The following is a 16,195-nucleotide window of genomic DNA, read 5'->3' as shown; positions in this document are numbered from 1 at the left end:
CATACGAGTGAAGGGTTACCTGTGACGGAGACGACCACCCCGCCGGCCGGCGGTGCCGTGCCGGAGGAAGGCGATCGGGTCGAGCTGGTCGGCATCGAGGTCGAGATGCAGCGCTCGTTCCTCGACTACGCGATGAGCGTGATCGTGGCCCGCGCCCTGCCGGACGTCCGCGACGGCCTCAAGCCGGTGCACCGCAAGATCCTGTACGCCATGTACGACAGCGGCTACCGGCCCGACCGGGGCTTCGTGAAGTGCTCGCGCGTCGTCGGCGACGTGATGGGTCAGTACCACCCGCACGGCGACTCGTCGATCTACGACGCCCTGGTCCGGATGGCCCAGCCCTGGTCACTGCGCTACCCGCTGATCGACAGCCACGGCAACTTCGGCTCGCCGGGTAACGACCCGCCGGCCGCCATGCGGTACACCGAGGCGAAGCTCGACCCGCTGGCCATGGAGATGCTCCGGGACATCGACGAGGACACGGTCAACTTCGGCCCGAACTACGACGGTCGCGCGACCGAGCCCGAGGTGCTGCCCGCCCGGATCCCGAACCTGCTGGTCAACGGCTCCGAGGGCATCGCCGTCGGTATGGCCACCAAGATCCCGCCGCACAACCTGCGCGAGATCGCCAAGGCCGTGCACTGGTGCCTGGACAACCCGGACGTCGACGAGGCCGAGACCCTCGACGAGCTGATCAAGATCGTCCAGGGGCCGGACTTCCCGACCCACGGGCTGATCGTCGGCCGGCAGGCCATCGAGGACGCGTACCGCACGGGGCGCGGCTCGATCCGGATGCGCGCCGTCGTCGAGGTCGAGGAGGACGCCCGGGGCCGGGCGGTGCTCGTCGTCACCGAGCTGCCGTACCAGGTGAACCCGGACAACCTCGCCGAGCGGATCGCCGACCTGATCAAGGACGGCAAGCTCACCGGCATCGCGGACATCCGCGACGAGTCCAGCGGCCGGACCGGCATGCGGATCGTCATCGTCCTCAAGCGGGACGCGGTCGCGAAGGTCGTGCTGAACAACCTGTACAAGCACACCCAGCTGCAGGAGACGTTCGGCGCGAACATGCTGGCCCTGGTCGACGGCGTGCCCCGCACGCTGAACCTGGCCCAGTTCCTCCGGCACTACGTGGCCCACCAGCTCGAGGTCATCGTCCGCCGGACCAAGTACCGGCTGCGCAAGGCCGAGGAGCGGGCCCACATCCTGCGCGGTCTCGTCAAGGCGCTCGACGCCCTCGACGAGGTCATCGCGTTGATCCGCCGGTCGATGAGCACCGAGGAGGCCCGCAACGGCCTCATGGAGCTGCTCACCGTCGACGAGATCCAGGCGACGGCGATCCTCGACATGCAGCTCCGCCGCCTCGCGGCCCTGGAGCGGCAGAAGATCATCGACGAGCTCGCCAAGATCGAGCTGGAGATCGCCGACTACCTCGACATCCTGGCCAAGCCGGAGCGCCAGCGCGCGATCGTGCGCGACGAGCTCACCGAGATCGTCGAGAAGTGGGGCGACGACCGCCGCACCCGGATCGTCCCGTTCGACGGCGAGGTCTCCATGGAGGACCTCATCGCCCGCGAGGACGTGGTCGTGACGATCACCCGCACGGGCTACGCCAAGCGGACCAAGGTCGACCTCTACCGCTCGCAGAAGCGCGGCGGCAAGGGCGTCTCCGGAGCCACGCTGCGCCAGGACGACATCATCAACCACTTCTTCGTGTGCTCCACCCACGACTGGGTGCTGTTCTTCACGAACAAGGGCCGGGTGTACCGGGCGAAGGCGTACGAGCTGCCGGAGGCGTCGCGGACCGCGAAGGGTCAGCACGTCGCGAACCTGCTGGCCTTCCAGCCGGACGAGCAGATCGCCCAGATCATCGAGATCCCGAACTACCAGGTCTCGCCGTACCTGGTGCTGGCGACCAAGGCCGGCCTCGTGAAGAAGACCAAGCTGGAGGACTTCGACTCCAACCGGTCCGGCGGGGTCATCGGGATCAACCTGAAGGACGACGACGAACTGGTCGCCGCCCAGCTGATCTCGCCCACCGACGACCTGCTGCTGGTGAGCAAGAAGGCGCAGGCCATCCGGTTCGAGGCCACCGACGAGGCGCTGCGCCCGATGGGACGCGCCACGTCGGGCGTCATCGGTATGCGCTTCGGCGAGGGTGACGAGCTACTGTCGATGGAAGTAACTCGGGAGGGAATGGACATTCTCGTAGTTACCGACGGTGGCTTCGCGAAGCGGACTCCCGTGGAGGAATACCCTGTGCAGGGTCGGGGTGGAAAGGGCGTGCTCACCGCCAAGATCACCTCTCGCAGGGGTGGTCTGGTCGGGGCGCTCGCCGTCCAGCCGGAGGACGAGCTGTTCGCCATCACGTCGAACGGTGGAGTTATCCGGACTCCGGTGAAGCCTGTGCGCAGAACCCGGGATCGGAACACAATGGGTGTCAAGTTGATGGAACTTCCAGACGGTGTGACGATCGTGGCTGTTGCCCGCAATGCCGACGAGCCGGACGAACAGGAATAGCCGATGACGGAGACACAGGCGAAGAGCTCGGCGTCGACCGGGTCTACGGGGGACCCCGGAACAGCGCGGCTGGCGGCGGAGCCGTCAGAGACCGGCGGCGCCGCCGGTCGCGCGGCGGTAGGGCGCGCCACAGTCCCCGGAGAAGCGGCACCCTCCACGGCCAAGTTCACCCGGCCGCCCGGGATGAACCCGCCGCCGGACACCCTGCCGGGTGCGGCCTCCGTGGCCGCGCCCCGGCCGGTCAGCGCGGTCCCGGCGGGTTCGCCGGTGCCGGCCCCAGGCGCCAAGGGGCCGGTGGCCGAGGCCGTCCGCGCGGCACGGGCGACCGTGTCCGCCGCGGCCTCCCGTGGGCCCCGGCGGGCCCGGCTGCACCTGAAGCGGATCGACCCGTGGTCGGTCATGAAGTTCTCGTTCGCGGTGTCCGTGGTGCTGTTCATCGTCATGGTCGTGGCCACGGCGGTGCTGTACCTGGCGCTGGACGCCATGGGCGTCTTCGACACCCTGAACAAGACGCTGGCCTCGCTGATCGGCTCCGCCGGTGACACGAAGGGCGCCAGCTTCAAGATCACGGCACTCGGCGTGATCGGTACGGCCGCGGTGCTCGGCGTGGTGAACATGGTGCTGTTCACGGCCCTGTCCACGCTGGGGTCGTTCATCTACAACGTGTGCGCCGACCTGGTCGGTGGAGTGGAGTTGACTCTTTCCGAGAAGGAATGAGTTCCAGGCACGTCGCGAAGGCCCCCGCCGTTGTCGGGGGCCTTCGTCGTTGTCCAGCCCGCCCAGGTGAGCCGACGCCACCCAATGATCAACTACACGTTGTTGTAGATTTCCGCGGCCCAAGATGTGCAACTACGTGTAGGTGATCGAGGGCCGGTGCGTGTGGCGGATGTGTTGCCGGATGGCCTCCGCGGTCGGATTCGAGGTCCATCCGGGGACGTCGGCCTCGATGAACGTGCGCCTGCCGGCTCGGCGCGGATCGTCGAGAAGCTCGACGAACCTGGCCTTGGCGGCTTCCAGCTCCAGCACGTACTCGGCGATCACCTCGCCCCGGTCGTGCGGCGCGCCCTCGATCAGCCGGATTCTCAGGCGCACCGGGTCAGCTCCCACCGGGGCACCTCCCTGTCGAGGTCCGCGGCCCGCCGGATCGGCCGGAGCTCGTAGCGCAGCCCCGGCACGAGGGTCACCGACACGGTCTCGTCCTCCATCGGCAACGTGTTGACCAGGTGGCCGGTCCTGCGGTCGACGAGCCGCCACGTGCCGACCCGCGACCAGGGCGTGCCGGACAGCGTCCACCAGATCCCGTCCCAGTCGAGGGTGACCCGCTCGTCCGGGGCGAGGCCGTCGATCCGCCCGGGCCCGTCGATCCGGACCCCGATGATGGCGCACCGTCCCGACTCGTCCGGCTCGGTGGTGTCGAGGATGCCGAGGCGGGCGGTCAAAACCTCGACCTCGACGGGTACTTCCGACATAGCGCTGACCTCTCGTCAGTCCTTCACAGGCGCACGGTCGACGGCGGCCGACCGGATGGGGTGTCGTCCGGGTGGTGGTGTTCCCAGCGCACGCCGTGCACGGCGCACCACACGTCGACCCTGGGCAGCCAGAACCGCCAGCCGCGCCGGATCCACCGGTGCACGGGTCGACAGGCCATCACAGGCCACTGAGGGGGAGCCGCCGCCATCCGCGCGAGTACGGCGGCGGGAAATCGTCTGGGCTGACGTATCTGCCGGGGCTATGCATCGGTGCCTCCGTGCGGGTCGGGTGCGCGAGGTGCCCTTATTGCGGAAGAGTGCACGGCTTTCTCGCGCTGCGGATCGCAGTCCGTGACCGTGGCCACACTCTGAGATTCGCACGGATGGAGCTAGTTGGCAAGATTCCAACTCGATGTGTCTCGACCGGCGCTGTCCAGGCTCGACTGTGCATAGATCGGGTGTCGCGGCATCGGGAAGACTGAGGGCATGACCCAGCGGCTCGATCCCAAGGAAGCTCGCCGACACCTCGGCCTTGGCCTGCGCAAGATCCGAGACACGGCGGACATCACGCTGGACGTCGCAGCCGATCGTCTGTCCCGCACCGAGGGCTGGCTGTCCAAGGTCGAGCGTGGGCACTCGCGCATCACGCCCGGCGAGGTCGAGATCCTGCTCGGCCTCTACGGTGCGGACTCCGAGGTCATCGACACCATGCGAAACCTGGCTTCTCAGGCTGGGCCGAACCGGTCCTCGGCGATGTACCGCCAGTTCTCCGACGTGATCGACGCGGACTTCGACCCGCTGCTGAGGTTGGAGGCCGCCGCGACGACGCTCCGCTGGTGGGGCGACACGGTCATCCCCGCACTACTCCAGATCCGTGACTACTCGCACCGGATTGTGGGTGCAGGTGTGCGCCGGGTGGCCGAGGGAGAGATCGCCAAGCTGGTCGACCTGCGGATGAGCCGGCAGAGGATCCTCGCGTCGGAGAACTCTCCGGCTGTTACGTGCGTCATCGCCGAAGGAGCTCTGCTCCAGATCGTTGGTGGGCCTGAGGTGATGACGGCGCAGCTCGACCACCTGATCGCGACGGCCAGAGCCGGCACGGTCGACATCCGGGTCCTGCCGTTCGAGGCTGGCGCGCACCCCGCACTGAACGGCGCGTTCGTCCTGGTCACGATGCCGCCCCTGCCGGCGTTCATCGCAGATGGGCCGGAGGTGGTGGCGTATCAGGACACGGTGCTCGGATCCGTCTACCACCGGGAAGCCGACGAGGTCGGTGTCTACGAAGCCATCTGGCAGGAGCTGCTGAAGGCTGCTCTGCCGAAGGTCGAATCGGAGCGGAAGCTGAATACGATTCGGGAGCAGATCGGATCAACGACATAGAGAGGAGACGCGGGATGCCTCACACCCTCGCCCGCACTCCCCATTGGCGCAAAAGCACTAGGAGCGGGAACAGCGGCAACTGCGTCGAGGTGGCCGCCGGGCCGGTGGCCGTTGGTGTCCGGGACTCCAAGGATCCCGGTGGGCCCGAGCTCTGGGTCGAGCCGAGCGACTGGCGCGCCTTCACTGCCGCGCTGGTCGGTCGCTAGCCCCACCCGAGGAGCCCCTGTCTGATGACCGGGGCTCCTCGCTTGAGTGGGGCTACCGGCAGGACCGGCCCAGGGACCTCCGTAACCGTCTGAAGGGTTTGGGTTGTCACCTTGGCGAAACGGGTGGGAAACAGGTGCTGTCTAGCGTCGGGGCGTGGAGATCGAGGCGCGGGCGGGCGACAGTGCCGATGTCGCCGTTCTGGTGGGCGCACAGCAGGCGGAGATCGCGGCCAGGTACGCACCCGAGGAAGAGGCCGGTGGCTTCCCCATGGACCCCACAGCCCGGTTTCTGGTGGGGTTCCTCGACGGGGTGCCGGTCGGCTGCGGTGCGATCCAGACGCTGGAGCCGGGGGTGGCCGAGGTGAAGCGGATGTACGTGCGCCCGGACCACCGTGGACGCGGGCTGTCGCGGCGGCTGCTGGCCACACTGGAGGATGCGGCGCGGGCGGAGGGGCACACGGAGATCCGGTTGGAGACGGGGACCCGGCAGGGGGAGGCGATCGGGCTGTACACGTCGGCCGGCTACGGGGAGATCCCGTTGTTCGGGCACTACGTGGGGTCGGAGACCAGCCGGTGTTTCGGCAAGGTGTTGTGACGGCGCGGAACACCCTCTGACCTGGGGCGACGCGCTGGGTGGGGTCCCGATTTGGGGGTCGGGGAGGCGTGGGGTAAAGTTTGCTCTCGCGTGTCACGGGGCTATAGCTCAGTCGGTTAGAGCGCAGAGCTGATAACTCTGAGGTCGCTGGTTCGATTCCAGCTAGCCCCACCCAGGATTGAACAAACGCTTGACGCCTAGGGAGCTACCCCGATGCTGAAGAAGATCATCATCATCGCCGGAATCCTCGGGGTCGCCGCGTTCGTCGTCAAGAAGGTCAAGGACGCGAACGACGAGCGCGCCCTCTGGCACGAGGCCACCACCTCGCCCGACCTGCGATAGTTGACCCGGGCGGCCAGTACGTGACGGCCGCTGCGGGGACGTAGCTCAATTGGCAGAGCACTGCCTTTGCAAGGCAGGGGTTAGGGGTTCGATTCCCCTCGTCTCCACCAGTACACCGGTACTTCAGCACTGCCGCTCCGCCGTCACCACTGCTCACGATCTGTCATCCCGCTATCCACACAGGCTGTGGATAACTCTGTGGATAACCATGCGCACCCTGTGGACAACCCACGGGGTGCGATCTTCTGCACACATGTTTATCCACAGGCTGTGGACAACTTCTGGGGACAACCGCCCCTTCGTTACGCCCCACTTTAGGGGGATCTGAGCGGGCTCCGTGGGCGTTTCACGTGAAACAACGAGTCTCCTGGGGTCAACGGTCCGAAATCGTCCCCTTGTGCGGTACAGGCCCCGGTGTCCGGGAGACACCAGGGCCTGTGGAAAACCTACCGCTGTGGATAACTAGAGAAGCCTCACAGTCAGTGACTCCAGTGACACGTCCTCGCGGGCGCCCGTGCGTCGGTCGCGGAGCTCGACGTAGCCCTCGGCGTACCGGCGGCCGAGCACGACGCACGTCGGCGCGCCCAGCAGCTCCGCGTCGGTGAACTTCACCCCGGCGGACACTCCCTGGCGGTCGTCGACGAGTACGCGCAGACCCACAGACTCCAACGACGCGGCCAGCGCATCCGATGCGGCCGTCTGCTCCTTTCCGAGTGCCACGATGTGCACCTGGACGGGGGCGATCTCGGCGGGCCAGCACAGGCCCTGGTCGTCGTGGGTCTGCTCGGCGATCGCGGCCACCACCCGGGAGACCCCGATGCCGTACGAGCCCATCAGGATCCGGATCCGCTCCGAGTCCGGGCCCAGGGCGTCGAGCTCGAAGTCGTCGGAGAACCGGGTGCGCAGCGCGAAGATGTGCCCGATCTCGATCCCGCGCTCGATGACCAGCCCCTCGCCGCACGTGGGGCAGGGATCCCCGGCCAGGACGGCCGCCGCCTCGATCGTGCCGTCCGGGGTGAAGTCGCGGCCACAGACCACGTCCACCGCGTGCCGGCCGGCGACGTTGGCCCCGGTGACCCAGGCGCTGCCGGGCACCACCCGGGGATCGACCAGGTAGCGGACGCCGGCCAGGCCCTGGGGGCCGATGTAGCCGGGCACGAGCTGGGGGTACGCGGCGAAGTCCTCGAACATGGTGACCGTGGCCGGGAAGAGGGCGGCCTCGACCCGCTTCATGTCGACCTCGCGGTCGCCGGGGACGCCGATGATGAGGGGCTCGGTGGTGCCGTCGGTGGCGCGTACCGCCAGAACCACGTTCTTCAGGGTCTGAGCCGCCGTGACGTCGAAGCCGAGGCCCCGCACGACCGCGACCAGGGACTCGATCGTGGGGGTGTCGGGGGTGTCGATCACCCTCGACGCGCCCGCGTCCGAGGCGACGTCGGCGGGCACGGGGGTCACGACCGCCTCGACGTTGGCGGCATAACCGCAGCTCGCGCACCCCACGAACGAGTCCTCGCCCACCGCGGACCTGGCCAGGAACTCCTCAGAGCCCGAACCGCCCATGGGACCGGACATCGCGTCGACCACGGTGTAGTCGAGCCCGAACCGGTCGAAGACCCGCTGGTAGGCGGCCCGCTGGGTGGCGTAGGACGCCTCCAGGCCCTCGGAGGAGATGTCGAAGGAGTACGCGTCCTTCATCAGGAACTCCCGGCCGCGCAGCAGCCCGCCCCTGGGCCGCTTCTCGTCCCGGAACTTGGTGCCGATCTGGTACAGCGTGACGGGGTAGTCGCGGTAGGAGGCGTACAGGTCCTTCACTAGGAGCGTGAACATCTCCTCGTGGGTGGGGCCGAGGACGTACTCGGTGCCGCGCCGGTCCCGCAGCTTGAGCATGTCCTCGCCGTACTCAGCCCGGCGGCCCGACGTGTCGTAGACGTCGCGGGGCAGCATCGCGGGGAACGACACCTCCTGGGCGCCGGTCGCGGCCATCTCCTCGCGGATCACGCGGGACACCTGGTCGAGCAGCAGCCGACCCAACGGCAGCCACGTGTAGGAACCCGGGGCGACGCGACGGATGTAGCCCGCGCGCAGCAGCAGACGGTGGCTCGGCACCTCTGCATCGGCGGGGTTCTCACGCAGCGTACGCAGGAACAAGGTCGACATTCTGATCACCATGCCCGCTGAGTATTCGCTGTAAGGCACGTCATTACCAGCGAGTTAGGCGTTGGGGCCGGGCGAGTTGTACAACTGTCTTCATGCGCTGGTCGAGCTTTGTCGCGGTGGGAGACAGCTTCACCGAGGGGATGGACGACGCCCTGCCCAGCGGGGCTTACCGGGGCTGGGCCGACCTCGTCGCCGCCCGGCTCGCCCAGGAGGGGCCGCTGCGCTACGCCAACCTCGCCGTGCGGGGCAAGAAGTTCGACGCGGTGGTCGACGAGCAGGTCCCAGCCACGCTGCGGATGCGCCCCGACCTGGTCAGCTTCGCCGCCGGCGGCAACGACGTGCTCCGCCGCAAGGTCGACCTGCCCCGACTGATCGACCGTTTCGACGAGATCGTCCGGATGCTGCGGGCCAGCGGCGCCGACGTGCTGCTGTTCCAGTTCGCCGACTTCGGGGCCCGGCTGCCCGGCAAGGCGCTGATGCGGGCCAGGACCCAGACCATGAACGAGGCGGTCCGGGCCGCGGCCAAACGGCATGGCGCGCACATCGTCGACATGCACGGCGACCGGACGCTCGACGACCCCAGGCTGTGGAGCATCGACAGGCTGCACCTCAACGCCGCCGGCCACCGCCGGGTCGCCGCCCACGCACTGGAGGCTCTGGGGGTACCGCCGGAGCCGGGCTGGCGCGCGGCACTCCCGCCGGCGGTGCCGGCCCCGTGGCTGGACCGGCGGAAGGCCGACGCGTTGTGGGTGCGCGAGCACCTCGCGCCGTGGGTGCGGCGGCGGCTGACCGGCCGGTCGTCGGGGGACGGCCGGCTGGCGAAGCGGCCGGAGCTGCTCCCGTTCGACTGACGCGTGGTCCTGCCACCGGCGCGGCGGGCGGGCCGCCGCGCCGCCGCCCGGGTCAGGGCGTGAGCACCAGCGCCTGGGCCACCCGCAGCCCCAGCTCGACGTTGCCCATGTAGGTGACCGGGGCCCGGTTCGCAGGCACCCGCCCGCTGCACAACCGGGCGAACGTCTCCCAACTCGTGTTCAGCACCACCGAGGCGTGCCCGGTCGACGCCTGCGCCACGCCCATCCCGTCGGAGTCGACCGCGACGTCCGTGTCGAACGGCAACTGCCCGGTCACTTCGAACCGGACGACCTGACCGGGCTCGGCGCGCGCCTCCCTGGCCACCAGCCGCGGCAGGGTGTGCAGGATCTGGGCGCGAACCACCCTGGCGGCCGGGGAGTCCAGGTTGCCGGGCCGGCCGACGGCGCGCCGCAGGTCCTGCTCGTGCACCCAGCAGTCCAGCACCCGGTACGCGAGGGCCTGGTCGACCGGGGCGTCGAAGCCCCACGGGGTGGGGGTCTCCTCCGCGCCGTCCAGGGTGTCGAGGTGGGTGGAGCGACGGTCGTACACGTCCTGGAACTCCGCCAGCAGGTCGCCCGTCGACGTACCGCGGCGTTGCTGCACGTGCACCTCCGACCAGCGGTCGAAGTCCTTGTGCACGTGGTCGAGGTCCGGCAGCTCGAACTCGGGGCGGTCGCCCATCGTCCACAGCTCCGCGCCGATCAGGTGCGCCACGATGTCCCGGACCGACCAGGCGGGGCACTCCGTGCGCCGTTCCCAGTCGGCCGGGCTGAACTGGTGGGCGAGTTGCAGGGATGCGGCGTAGGTGTGCCGCCAGGCGTCGGCGTGCTTGGGGGAGGCCATGAGATCAGCCTCCCTCCGTCCGCTTGTTCCGACAAGGGTTCCGGGCACACTTGCCGGATGCGCCACACATGGGACACCTGGGCACCGGTGATCGTCCCCGCACTCACCGCCCTGCCGTTCGCCGCGCTCGCCGCCTGGGCGCTGGCCGTGTGGCGGGGCTCGTGGCGGACGGCCCTGTGCGACGTGGCGATGGTGGTCGGCACGGTGCCGTGGGTGTGGATGATCCTCAGCCCCAACGGGAGCGGCCGGTCGCTGACCCTGGTGCCGTTCACCGACATCCCGGACCAGATCTTCGGGGGTACGAGCCTGCTCGTCGAGCAGATCGGCGGCAACCTCCTCGTGTTCGCGGCGCTCGGGTTCTGCCTGCCGGTGCGCTGGGCATGGTTCGGCCGGTGGTGGCGGATCCTGCTGGTCGGGGTCGCGGGGTCGGTGACCGTGGAGGCACTGCAGTACGCGCTGTCGATCGGACGGCACTCCTCTGTCGACGACGTGCTGGTCAACGGGGTCGGAGCGCTGCTCGCCGGGCTGTGTTCGCGACGCTGGTGGCAAACCAGGTCGGCGAACGTCGCACCGGGTGGGTACCGTGGTCGCCCGTGGAGCGAACATTCCAGGTAGACCTGCGCGGCATCGTCGATCTGCTCAGCCATCACCTCTATTCCAGTCCCCGGGTCTACGTCCGGGAGCTGCTCCAGAACGCCGTGGACGCGGTCAGTGCGTGTGGGGTGACCACCGCCACCATTGAGGTGGCCACGGATGGCGCGCGGCTGACGATCGCCGACCCCGGGATCGGGCTCACCGAGGCCCAGGTGCACGAGCTGCTGGCCACGATCGGCCGCAGCTCCAAGCGCGACGAGCTGGGCTTCGCCCGGCACGAGTTCCTCGGGCAGTTCGGGATCGGCCTGCTGTCGGCCTTCCTTGTCGCCGACGAGGTGCGGGTGCTGACCCGGTGCGGGGACGCCCCCACTGTGGAGTGGCTCGGGCGCTCCGACGGCACGTACCAGGTGACGGTCGCCGGTGATCCCCGCCCGGAGCCCGGCACCACGGTGACCCTGGTCGCGCGCGCGGGCAGCGAGCAGTGGTTCGCCGCGCCGACGGTGCTGGAGCTGGCGAAGCTGTACGGCTCGATGCTGCCGTTCCGGGTGCTGGTCAACGGGCTGCCGGCCACCGGGGACGGCCTGCCGTGGTCGGCGGCCGACCCGGCGATGCGCCGCGCGGACCTGGTCGGCTACGCCCAGGACATCCTCGGCTTCACCCCCTTCGACGCGATCGAGCTGAAGGTGCCCGGCTCCGGTCTGACCGGCGTGGCCTACGTGCTGCCGTTCCCGGCGAACCCGGCGGAGAAGGCCGGCCACCGGGTCTACCTCAAGCGGATGCTGCTCGGCGAGGCCATCGAGGGCCTGCTGCCCGACTGGGGCTTCTTCGCCCGGTGCGTGATCGACGCGGGCGAGCTGCGGCCCACGGCCAGTCGTGAGGCGCTCTACCAGGACGGACAGCTGGAGGAGACCCGCGAGGCGCTCGGCGACCAGCTGCGCGGCTGGCTCGTCGGCCTGGCGCAGAAGGACCCGGACCGGCTGGGGGAGTTCCTCAACATCCACCACCTCGGGGTCAAGGCGCTCGCCCTGCACGACGACGAGATGCTCCGGCTCGTCGACCAGTGGTGGCCGGTGGAGACCAACGTGGGCCGGATGACCCTCGCCGACTTCCGGGCCCGGTACGGCCTGGTCCGCTACACCGCGACCCCGGACGAGTTCCGCCAGCTCGCAGCCGTGGCCGCCGCCCAGGACATCGCCCTCGTCAACGGCGGGTACGTCTACGACGCCCAGCTCATCGAGCGCCTGCCGGGCCTCGAACCGGGTCTGAAGATCGAGCGGCTGGACCCGACGGACCTGGCCACCCGGTTCGAGGCCGTGGAGCCGGGGGTCGAGCTGTCGGTGCGCGCGTTCCTCGGCGCGGCCCAGCGCAGCATGGACCGGCTCGGCTGCGAGGTGCTGCTCCGGACGTTCGAGCCGGCGTCGTTGCCGGCGCTGTACCTGCTGGACCGGTCCGCGGCGTTCGCCGCCGAGCTGCGCCACACCCGGGACAAGGCCGACGAGCTGTGGGCCGGGGTGCTCGCGGCGTTCGACAAGCCGGCCGACGACCGGCCGCAGCTCGTGCTCAACCACCGCAACCCGCTCGTCCGGCGGATCGCGGGCCTCGGCGACTCCGAGCTGGTCGGCCTGTCCGTGGAGGCGCTGTACGGGCAGGCGCTGCTGCTCGGCTACCACCCGATCCGGCCGGCCGACGCCGCGCTGTTGAACCGTTCCTTCCTGGGGTTGCTGAACCAGGCCGTGCCGACCGACGAGGAGACCCCGTGAGCGAGCGTCAGCGAGCGAACCAGAAACTCTGTGCGTCCGGCTCGCCGGCCGCCGAGCGCAGCGAGGTGGTCGCGTGAGTCCGAACGAGGCGCAGTTGCGCGACATGCTGGCCGACGCGTGGTCCTTGCCGTACGGCACCGGGCAGATCGCGGCCGTCGAGGAGATCGTCCGGCACGCCGACGCGCAGGGGCTCAAGGAGGTGCAGTACGCGGCCCGGATCCTGGCGACCAGCGCGTACATCTACGGCGGCGAGCGGGCCAAGTCCTTCGTGTCGTTCGCGTGGTGCCTCGCAGCCCACGACCGGGGCGAGGGCGACGACGACCTGACCCACAACCTGCTGTGGCACATGAAGGACATGGTGTCGGGCCTGACCCAGTTCCCCGAGGTGGACCTGGAGCGGACCCGCAGCGTGCTCGCCGACATGGAACGCCGCTACCGGGCGGCCGGGACGAGCCTGCATCCCGTGTACCACTACCGCTGGGTCCTCGCCCACCACCTCGGCGACGACGTGGCGGCGGCCGAGCACTTCCGGCAGTGGCAGGCGGCCCCGCGCGGCGAGTTCTCCGACTGCGCCGGGTGCGACCCGACCGCGACGATGACCCACCTCAACCACACCGGCCGGTACGAGGAGTCCGTCGCCCTGGCCACCCCGGTGCTCGCCGGCACCCTCACATGCCGCGAACAGCCGCAGCAGATCCTCACCGGGCTGCTGGAGGCGTACGTGCGCACCGGACGGCTGGAGGAGGCGCGCGACGCGCACCGGCGGGGGTACCGGGCGATCCAGTTCAACCGGTCCGACCTGGAGTCGGTCGGCGATCACCTGGAGTTCTGCGCCCGCACCGGCAACGACGCCCGGGGCCTGGAGATCCTCGAACGGCACCTGGCCTGGCTGGACGCCCCGACCTCCCCGTCGGCGGACATGTGGTTCAGCGCCGCGGCCGGCCTGCTGCTCCGCAGGCTCGATGAGGCGGGGCACGGCGCGACCGTCGTCGGCCGGGCCGGGAAGTCCGTGGCGGAGCTGCGGGTCGAGCTCACCGACCGGGCGCTGGCGCTCGCGGCCCGGTTCGACGCGCGCAACGGCGTGCCGACCCAGGGCGACAGGGTCCGGGCCCGGCTGGCCGCCGAGCCGCTGGTCGAGCACCTGCCGCTGTCGGCGGTGACCCCGGCGGCCGCGCCGGCGCGTACCGCGCCCGTGGCCGTGGACCCGGCGCTGGGCCCGCAGGAGCTTGTCGGGCAGGCCGAGGACACCTACGACCTTGCGCGGGCCGCGGCGCTGTGGGCCCGGTTCGACGAGGTGTGTCCCGAGCCGGAGGGCGCGCTGCGGGCCCGGCGGCTCAACGCCCGGGGCGTGGAGCTGATCGACGCCGACCCCGAGGCGGGCATCGCCACCTGGCAGCAGGCCGCCGAGCTGTTCGCCGCGGCCGGCGACGAGGTGCGGCACCGGTCGGTGCTGGGCCGGATCGCCCTGCACCGGGCCCGGTCCGGGGACGCGGCGGCGCAGCTCGTGGAGCTGTCGGGCGGGGCGGAGTACATCACCCGGCACGGGACGACCGAGCAGGCCGCCAACGCGCAGTGCCGGCTCGGGCTCGCCCTGCTGTTCTCCGGACAACCAGGGGAGGCCTCGGCGGCGTTCGCGCTCGCCCACGAGCTGGCCAGCCAGGTGGACAAGGACGAACTGACGGCCGTGATCGCGATGTACTGGTCGCAGACCGAGGCCAATCTGGGTACCGAGGAGGGCCTGCGGTCCGGCGTCGAACACGCCGGCCGGGCCATCGCTCTGACCACCAACCCCGAGCCGCTCGCCGGTGCCCGCCTGATGCGCGGCAACATGCTGCTGCACCTGGGGGACGCCGAGGCGGCCGTCGCCGACTTCCGGGCGGTGCTGGCCGGTCTGCCGGGCACGCCGATGGCCGGGGCGGCCGGCGTGGAGCTGGCCAGCTGTTACCTGAACACCGACCGGCCCGACGAGGCCGCGCTCGCCGCCGAGGACGCGGTGCCGCTGCTGACCGGGGCTGGCGACGTGGACGCGGCCGAGCGGGCGCGCTACATCCTGTCGAAGGCGTACGCGCGGCTCGGGCAGGTCGACCAGGCGCTCGTCCTCCTGACGGAGCTGATCGACAGCTGCCGGGCCCAGGGCAACCTGGCCGGCGAGGCCCAGCTGCTGGAGGAGTCCGCCGAGCACCTGGACGCGGCCGACCGGGACGGGGCGGCGGCGGAGAGTTTCGGGGCGGCTGCCGCCGCGTACCAGAAAATGGGTTCTGATCTGGACGAACTTCGCACCCGGCGGCGGGCCGCGCTGTCCTGGCAGTGGGCCGGCGAGCCGGAGCGGGCGTTCGACGGGCTGGTCGACGCCGACGCGGTGGCCGCGAAGGTGCCGGTCGAGGAGCCGCCGCAGATCTGGGAGCACGCGATGCTCGGCTTCGACGCCGCCCGGATCCTGGCCAACAACGACCGGCCGGCGGAGGCGTTGGAGCGGGTCACCCCGGTCGCCGAGGCGCTCGTCGGCATTGGCGCCGGCTACGAGGCGATCACCGCCGACACGATGCGCGGCCGGTTGCTGCTCCGGGTCGGCCGGCCGGCCGAGGCCGTCGTGGTGCTGGAGGCGGTCCTCGGGGCGCTGCCGGAGGACGCGCCGCAGCGCGAACACGTCCAGGACCTGCTCGCGGAGGCGCGCGGCTAGGCCAGGATCTCGACCCGATCCCCGACGTGGACCGAGCCCACCGCGTCGGGGATCAGGTGCACCCCGAACCAGGTCTTCCCGTCCCACCGCCGGTGCCGGGCCAGGGTGCGGATCGGCTCCTTCCCCGTGACCAGCGTCTCCGGGTCCACGGTCGTCATCACGCACCGGTCGACGAGCTTGGCCACCCGGAAGTCCACCGCGCCGATCCGGATCCGCTTCCAGTGGTCCTCGGCGAACGGCTCGGCGCTGTCCACGACCACATTCGGCCGGAACCGGACCATCGGCAGCGGCTCGCCGCCGATCCAGTCGTTGAGTTGGCCGAGTGATCCCGTCGTCGACAGCACCACCGGGTAGCCGTCGGTGAACCCGGTGCGGTCGCCCGGCTCGCTGTGGTCCGGGTTGAGCGCCCGCTGGGCCGGGTCCCCGCACCACACCAGCCGGACGTCGGACCGGCCGAGAAGTCGCCGGAACCAGTCATCGGCCTCCGGACCAGCGGGAACACCGAGCAGCTCGTGCCGGGAGTGCCGCACGGCGACCGGGTCGCCGGCCGGCTCGGTCAACCGAGGCCCGCCCTCGATCAGCACACCGTCGGGAACCGGGACCGTACGCACAGTGAGCAGACGGTGCTCCTCCCGGGCGGTGACCGACCGGCCGTCGCCGTCGACCAGCATCCAGCGCCGGTCCCCGACCAGCCCCCACAACGCGACCTCCGCCCGGTCGACCGGGACCGGTCGGGTGGACTTCACGGGATGGATGTTCAGCTCGAGGACGCGCATGCGGCTAGCTTCGCACGGGGC

At 70.4% G+C, this 16,195-nt stretch carries 16 protein-coding genes and 2 tRNA genes; 12 read left to right on the top strand and 6 right to left on the bottom strand.

All coding sequences use genetic code 11. The features are described from left to right. The first annotated feature begins 21 nt into the window (after positions 1-21). Both gyrA and IW245_RS28620 read left to right on the top strand, forming a co-directional pair. The gene (gene gyrA, locus IW245_RS28625) at positions 22-2,520 is read left to right on the top strand and encodes a DNA gyrase subunit A (protein ID WP_197006250.1); all 2,499 of its coding nucleotides are present in this window, start codon (positions 22-24) and stop codon (positions 2,518-2,520) included. Between the two features lie 3 nt (positions 2,521-2,523). Beyond that, positions 2,524-3,237 carry a DUF3566 domain-containing protein gene (locus IW245_RS28620; RefSeq protein WP_197006249.1) on the top strand — a complete coding sequence of 238 codons (714 nt, stop codon included), beginning with the start codon at positions 2,524-2,526 and terminating at the stop codon, positions 3,235-3,237. Between the two features lie 132 nt (positions 3,238-3,369). Here IW245_RS28620 and IW245_RS28615 read toward each other — a convergent pair whose 3' ends face one another. From IW245_RS28615 to IW245_RS28605, 3 genes are read right to left on the bottom strand one after another with little or no spacing between them, the layout of a single operon-like run. Then, positions 3,370-3,612, bottom strand: a complete 243-nt coding sequence (locus tag IW245_RS28615) for a hypothetical protein (RefSeq protein ID WP_197006248.1) — start codon at positions 3,610-3,612, stop codon at positions 3,370-3,372. Then, positions 3,603-3,989: a hypothetical protein gene (locus IW245_RS28610; protein WP_197006247.1), complete on the bottom strand. Its 387-nt coding sequence runs from the start codon at positions 3,987-3,989 to the stop codon at positions 3,603-3,605. Before IW245_RS28610 ends, IW245_RS28615 begins: the two co-directional genes overlap by 10 nt. Before the next feature lie 23 nt (positions 3,990-4,012). Continuing rightward, positions 4,013-4,153, bottom strand: a complete 141-nt coding sequence (locus IW245_RS28605) for a hypothetical protein (RefSeq protein ID WP_197006246.1) — start codon at positions 4,151-4,153, stop codon at positions 4,013-4,015. 322 nt (positions 4,154-4,475) lie between these two features. On the opposite strand from IW245_RS28605, the gene IW245_RS28600 reads away from it, so the two are divergent. From IW245_RS28600 to IW245_RS28580, 6 genes are all read left to right on the top strand, one after another. Then, positions 4,476-5,369, top strand: a complete 894-nt coding sequence (locus IW245_RS28600) for a helix-turn-helix domain-containing protein (protein WP_197006245.1) — start codon at positions 4,476-4,478, stop codon at positions 5,367-5,369. Positions 5,370-5,383: 14 nt separating this feature from the next. Then, on the top strand, positions 5,384-5,575 hold the full coding sequence (locus IW245_RS28595) for a DUF397 domain-containing protein (protein WP_197006244.1): 192 nt from the start codon (positions 5,384-5,386) through the stop codon (positions 5,573-5,575). Positions 5,576-5,729: 154 nt separating this feature from the next. Next, a complete protein-coding gene (locus IW245_RS28590; RefSeq protein WP_197006243.1) occupies positions 5,730-6,170 on the top strand; it encodes a GNAT family N-acetyltransferase in 441 nt (146 codons plus the stop codon). A 97-nt stretch (positions 6,171-6,267) separates the two neighbouring features. Further along, a tRNA-Ile gene (locus IW245_RS28585) sits at positions 6,268-6,341 on the top strand. 42 nt (positions 6,342-6,383) lie between these two features. After that, positions 6,384-6,512: a DLW-39 family protein gene (locus tag IW245_RS41035; protein WP_231398964.1), complete on the top strand. Its 129-nt coding sequence runs from the start codon at positions 6,384-6,386 to the stop codon at positions 6,510-6,512. Positions 6,513-6,546: 34 nt separating this feature from the next. Continuing rightward, positions 6,547-6,622, top strand: a tRNA-Ala gene (locus tag IW245_RS28580). Positions 6,623-6,974: 352 nt separating this feature from the next. Here IW245_RS28580 and IW245_RS28575 read toward each other — a convergent pair. Further along, a complete protein-coding gene (locus tag IW245_RS28575; protein ID WP_197006242.1) occupies positions 6,975-8,681 on the bottom strand; it encodes a proline--tRNA ligase in 1,707 nt (568 codons plus the stop codon). 80 nt (positions 8,682-8,761) lie between these two features. On the opposite strand from IW245_RS28575, the gene IW245_RS28570 reads away from it, so the two are divergent. Beyond that, on the top strand, positions 8,762-9,520 hold the full coding sequence (locus IW245_RS28570; RefSeq protein ID WP_197006241.1) for an SGNH/GDSL hydrolase family protein: 759 nt from the start codon (positions 8,762-8,764) through the stop codon (positions 9,518-9,520). 52 nt (positions 9,521-9,572) lie between these two features. Here IW245_RS28570 and IW245_RS28565 read toward each other — a convergent pair whose 3' ends face one another. Next, the gene (locus IW245_RS28565; protein WP_197006240.1) at positions 9,573-10,364 is read right to left on the bottom strand and encodes a maleylpyruvate isomerase family mycothiol-dependent enzyme; all 792 of its coding nucleotides are present in this window, start codon (positions 10,362-10,364) and stop codon (positions 9,573-9,575) included. Between the two features lie 57 nt (positions 10,365-10,421). Here IW245_RS28565 and IW245_RS28560 point away from each other — a divergent pair, with 57 nt between their 5' ends. From IW245_RS28560 to IW245_RS28550, 3 genes are all read left to right on the top strand, one after another. Next, positions 10,422-10,979: a VanZ family protein gene (locus IW245_RS28560; protein ID WP_197006239.1), complete on the top strand. Its 558-nt coding sequence runs from the start codon at positions 10,422-10,424 to the stop codon at positions 10,977-10,979. After that, on the top strand, positions 10,958-12,718 hold the full coding sequence (locus IW245_RS28555; protein WP_197006238.1) for an HSP90 family protein: 1,761 nt from the start codon (positions 10,958-10,960) through the stop codon (positions 12,716-12,718). The genes IW245_RS28560 and IW245_RS28555 overlap by 22 nt, the downstream gene beginning before the upstream one ends. A 73-nt stretch (positions 12,719-12,791) precedes the next feature. Continuing rightward, positions 12,792-15,398: a hypothetical protein gene (locus IW245_RS28550; RefSeq protein WP_197006237.1), complete on the top strand. Its 2,607-nt coding sequence runs from the start codon at positions 12,792-12,794 to the stop codon at positions 15,396-15,398. Here the strand turns inward: IW245_RS28550 and IW245_RS28545 are convergent. Continuing rightward, positions 15,395-16,174: an MOSC domain-containing protein gene (locus tag IW245_RS28545; protein WP_197006236.1), complete on the bottom strand. Its 780-nt coding sequence runs from the start codon at positions 16,172-16,174 to the stop codon at positions 15,395-15,397. The genes IW245_RS28550 and IW245_RS28545 overlap by 4 nt on opposite strands. Positions 16,175-16,195: the final 21 nt, after the last annotated feature.

The organism is Longispora fulva (genome assembly GCF_015751905.1).
GTDB classification, from domain to species: Bacteria; Actinomycetota; Actinomycetes; order Mycobacteriales; family Micromonosporaceae; genus Longispora; species Longispora fulva.
The sequence above is the reverse complement of the archived record's forward strand: the minus strand, read 5'-3'. Positions and strand labels throughout refer to the sequence as shown.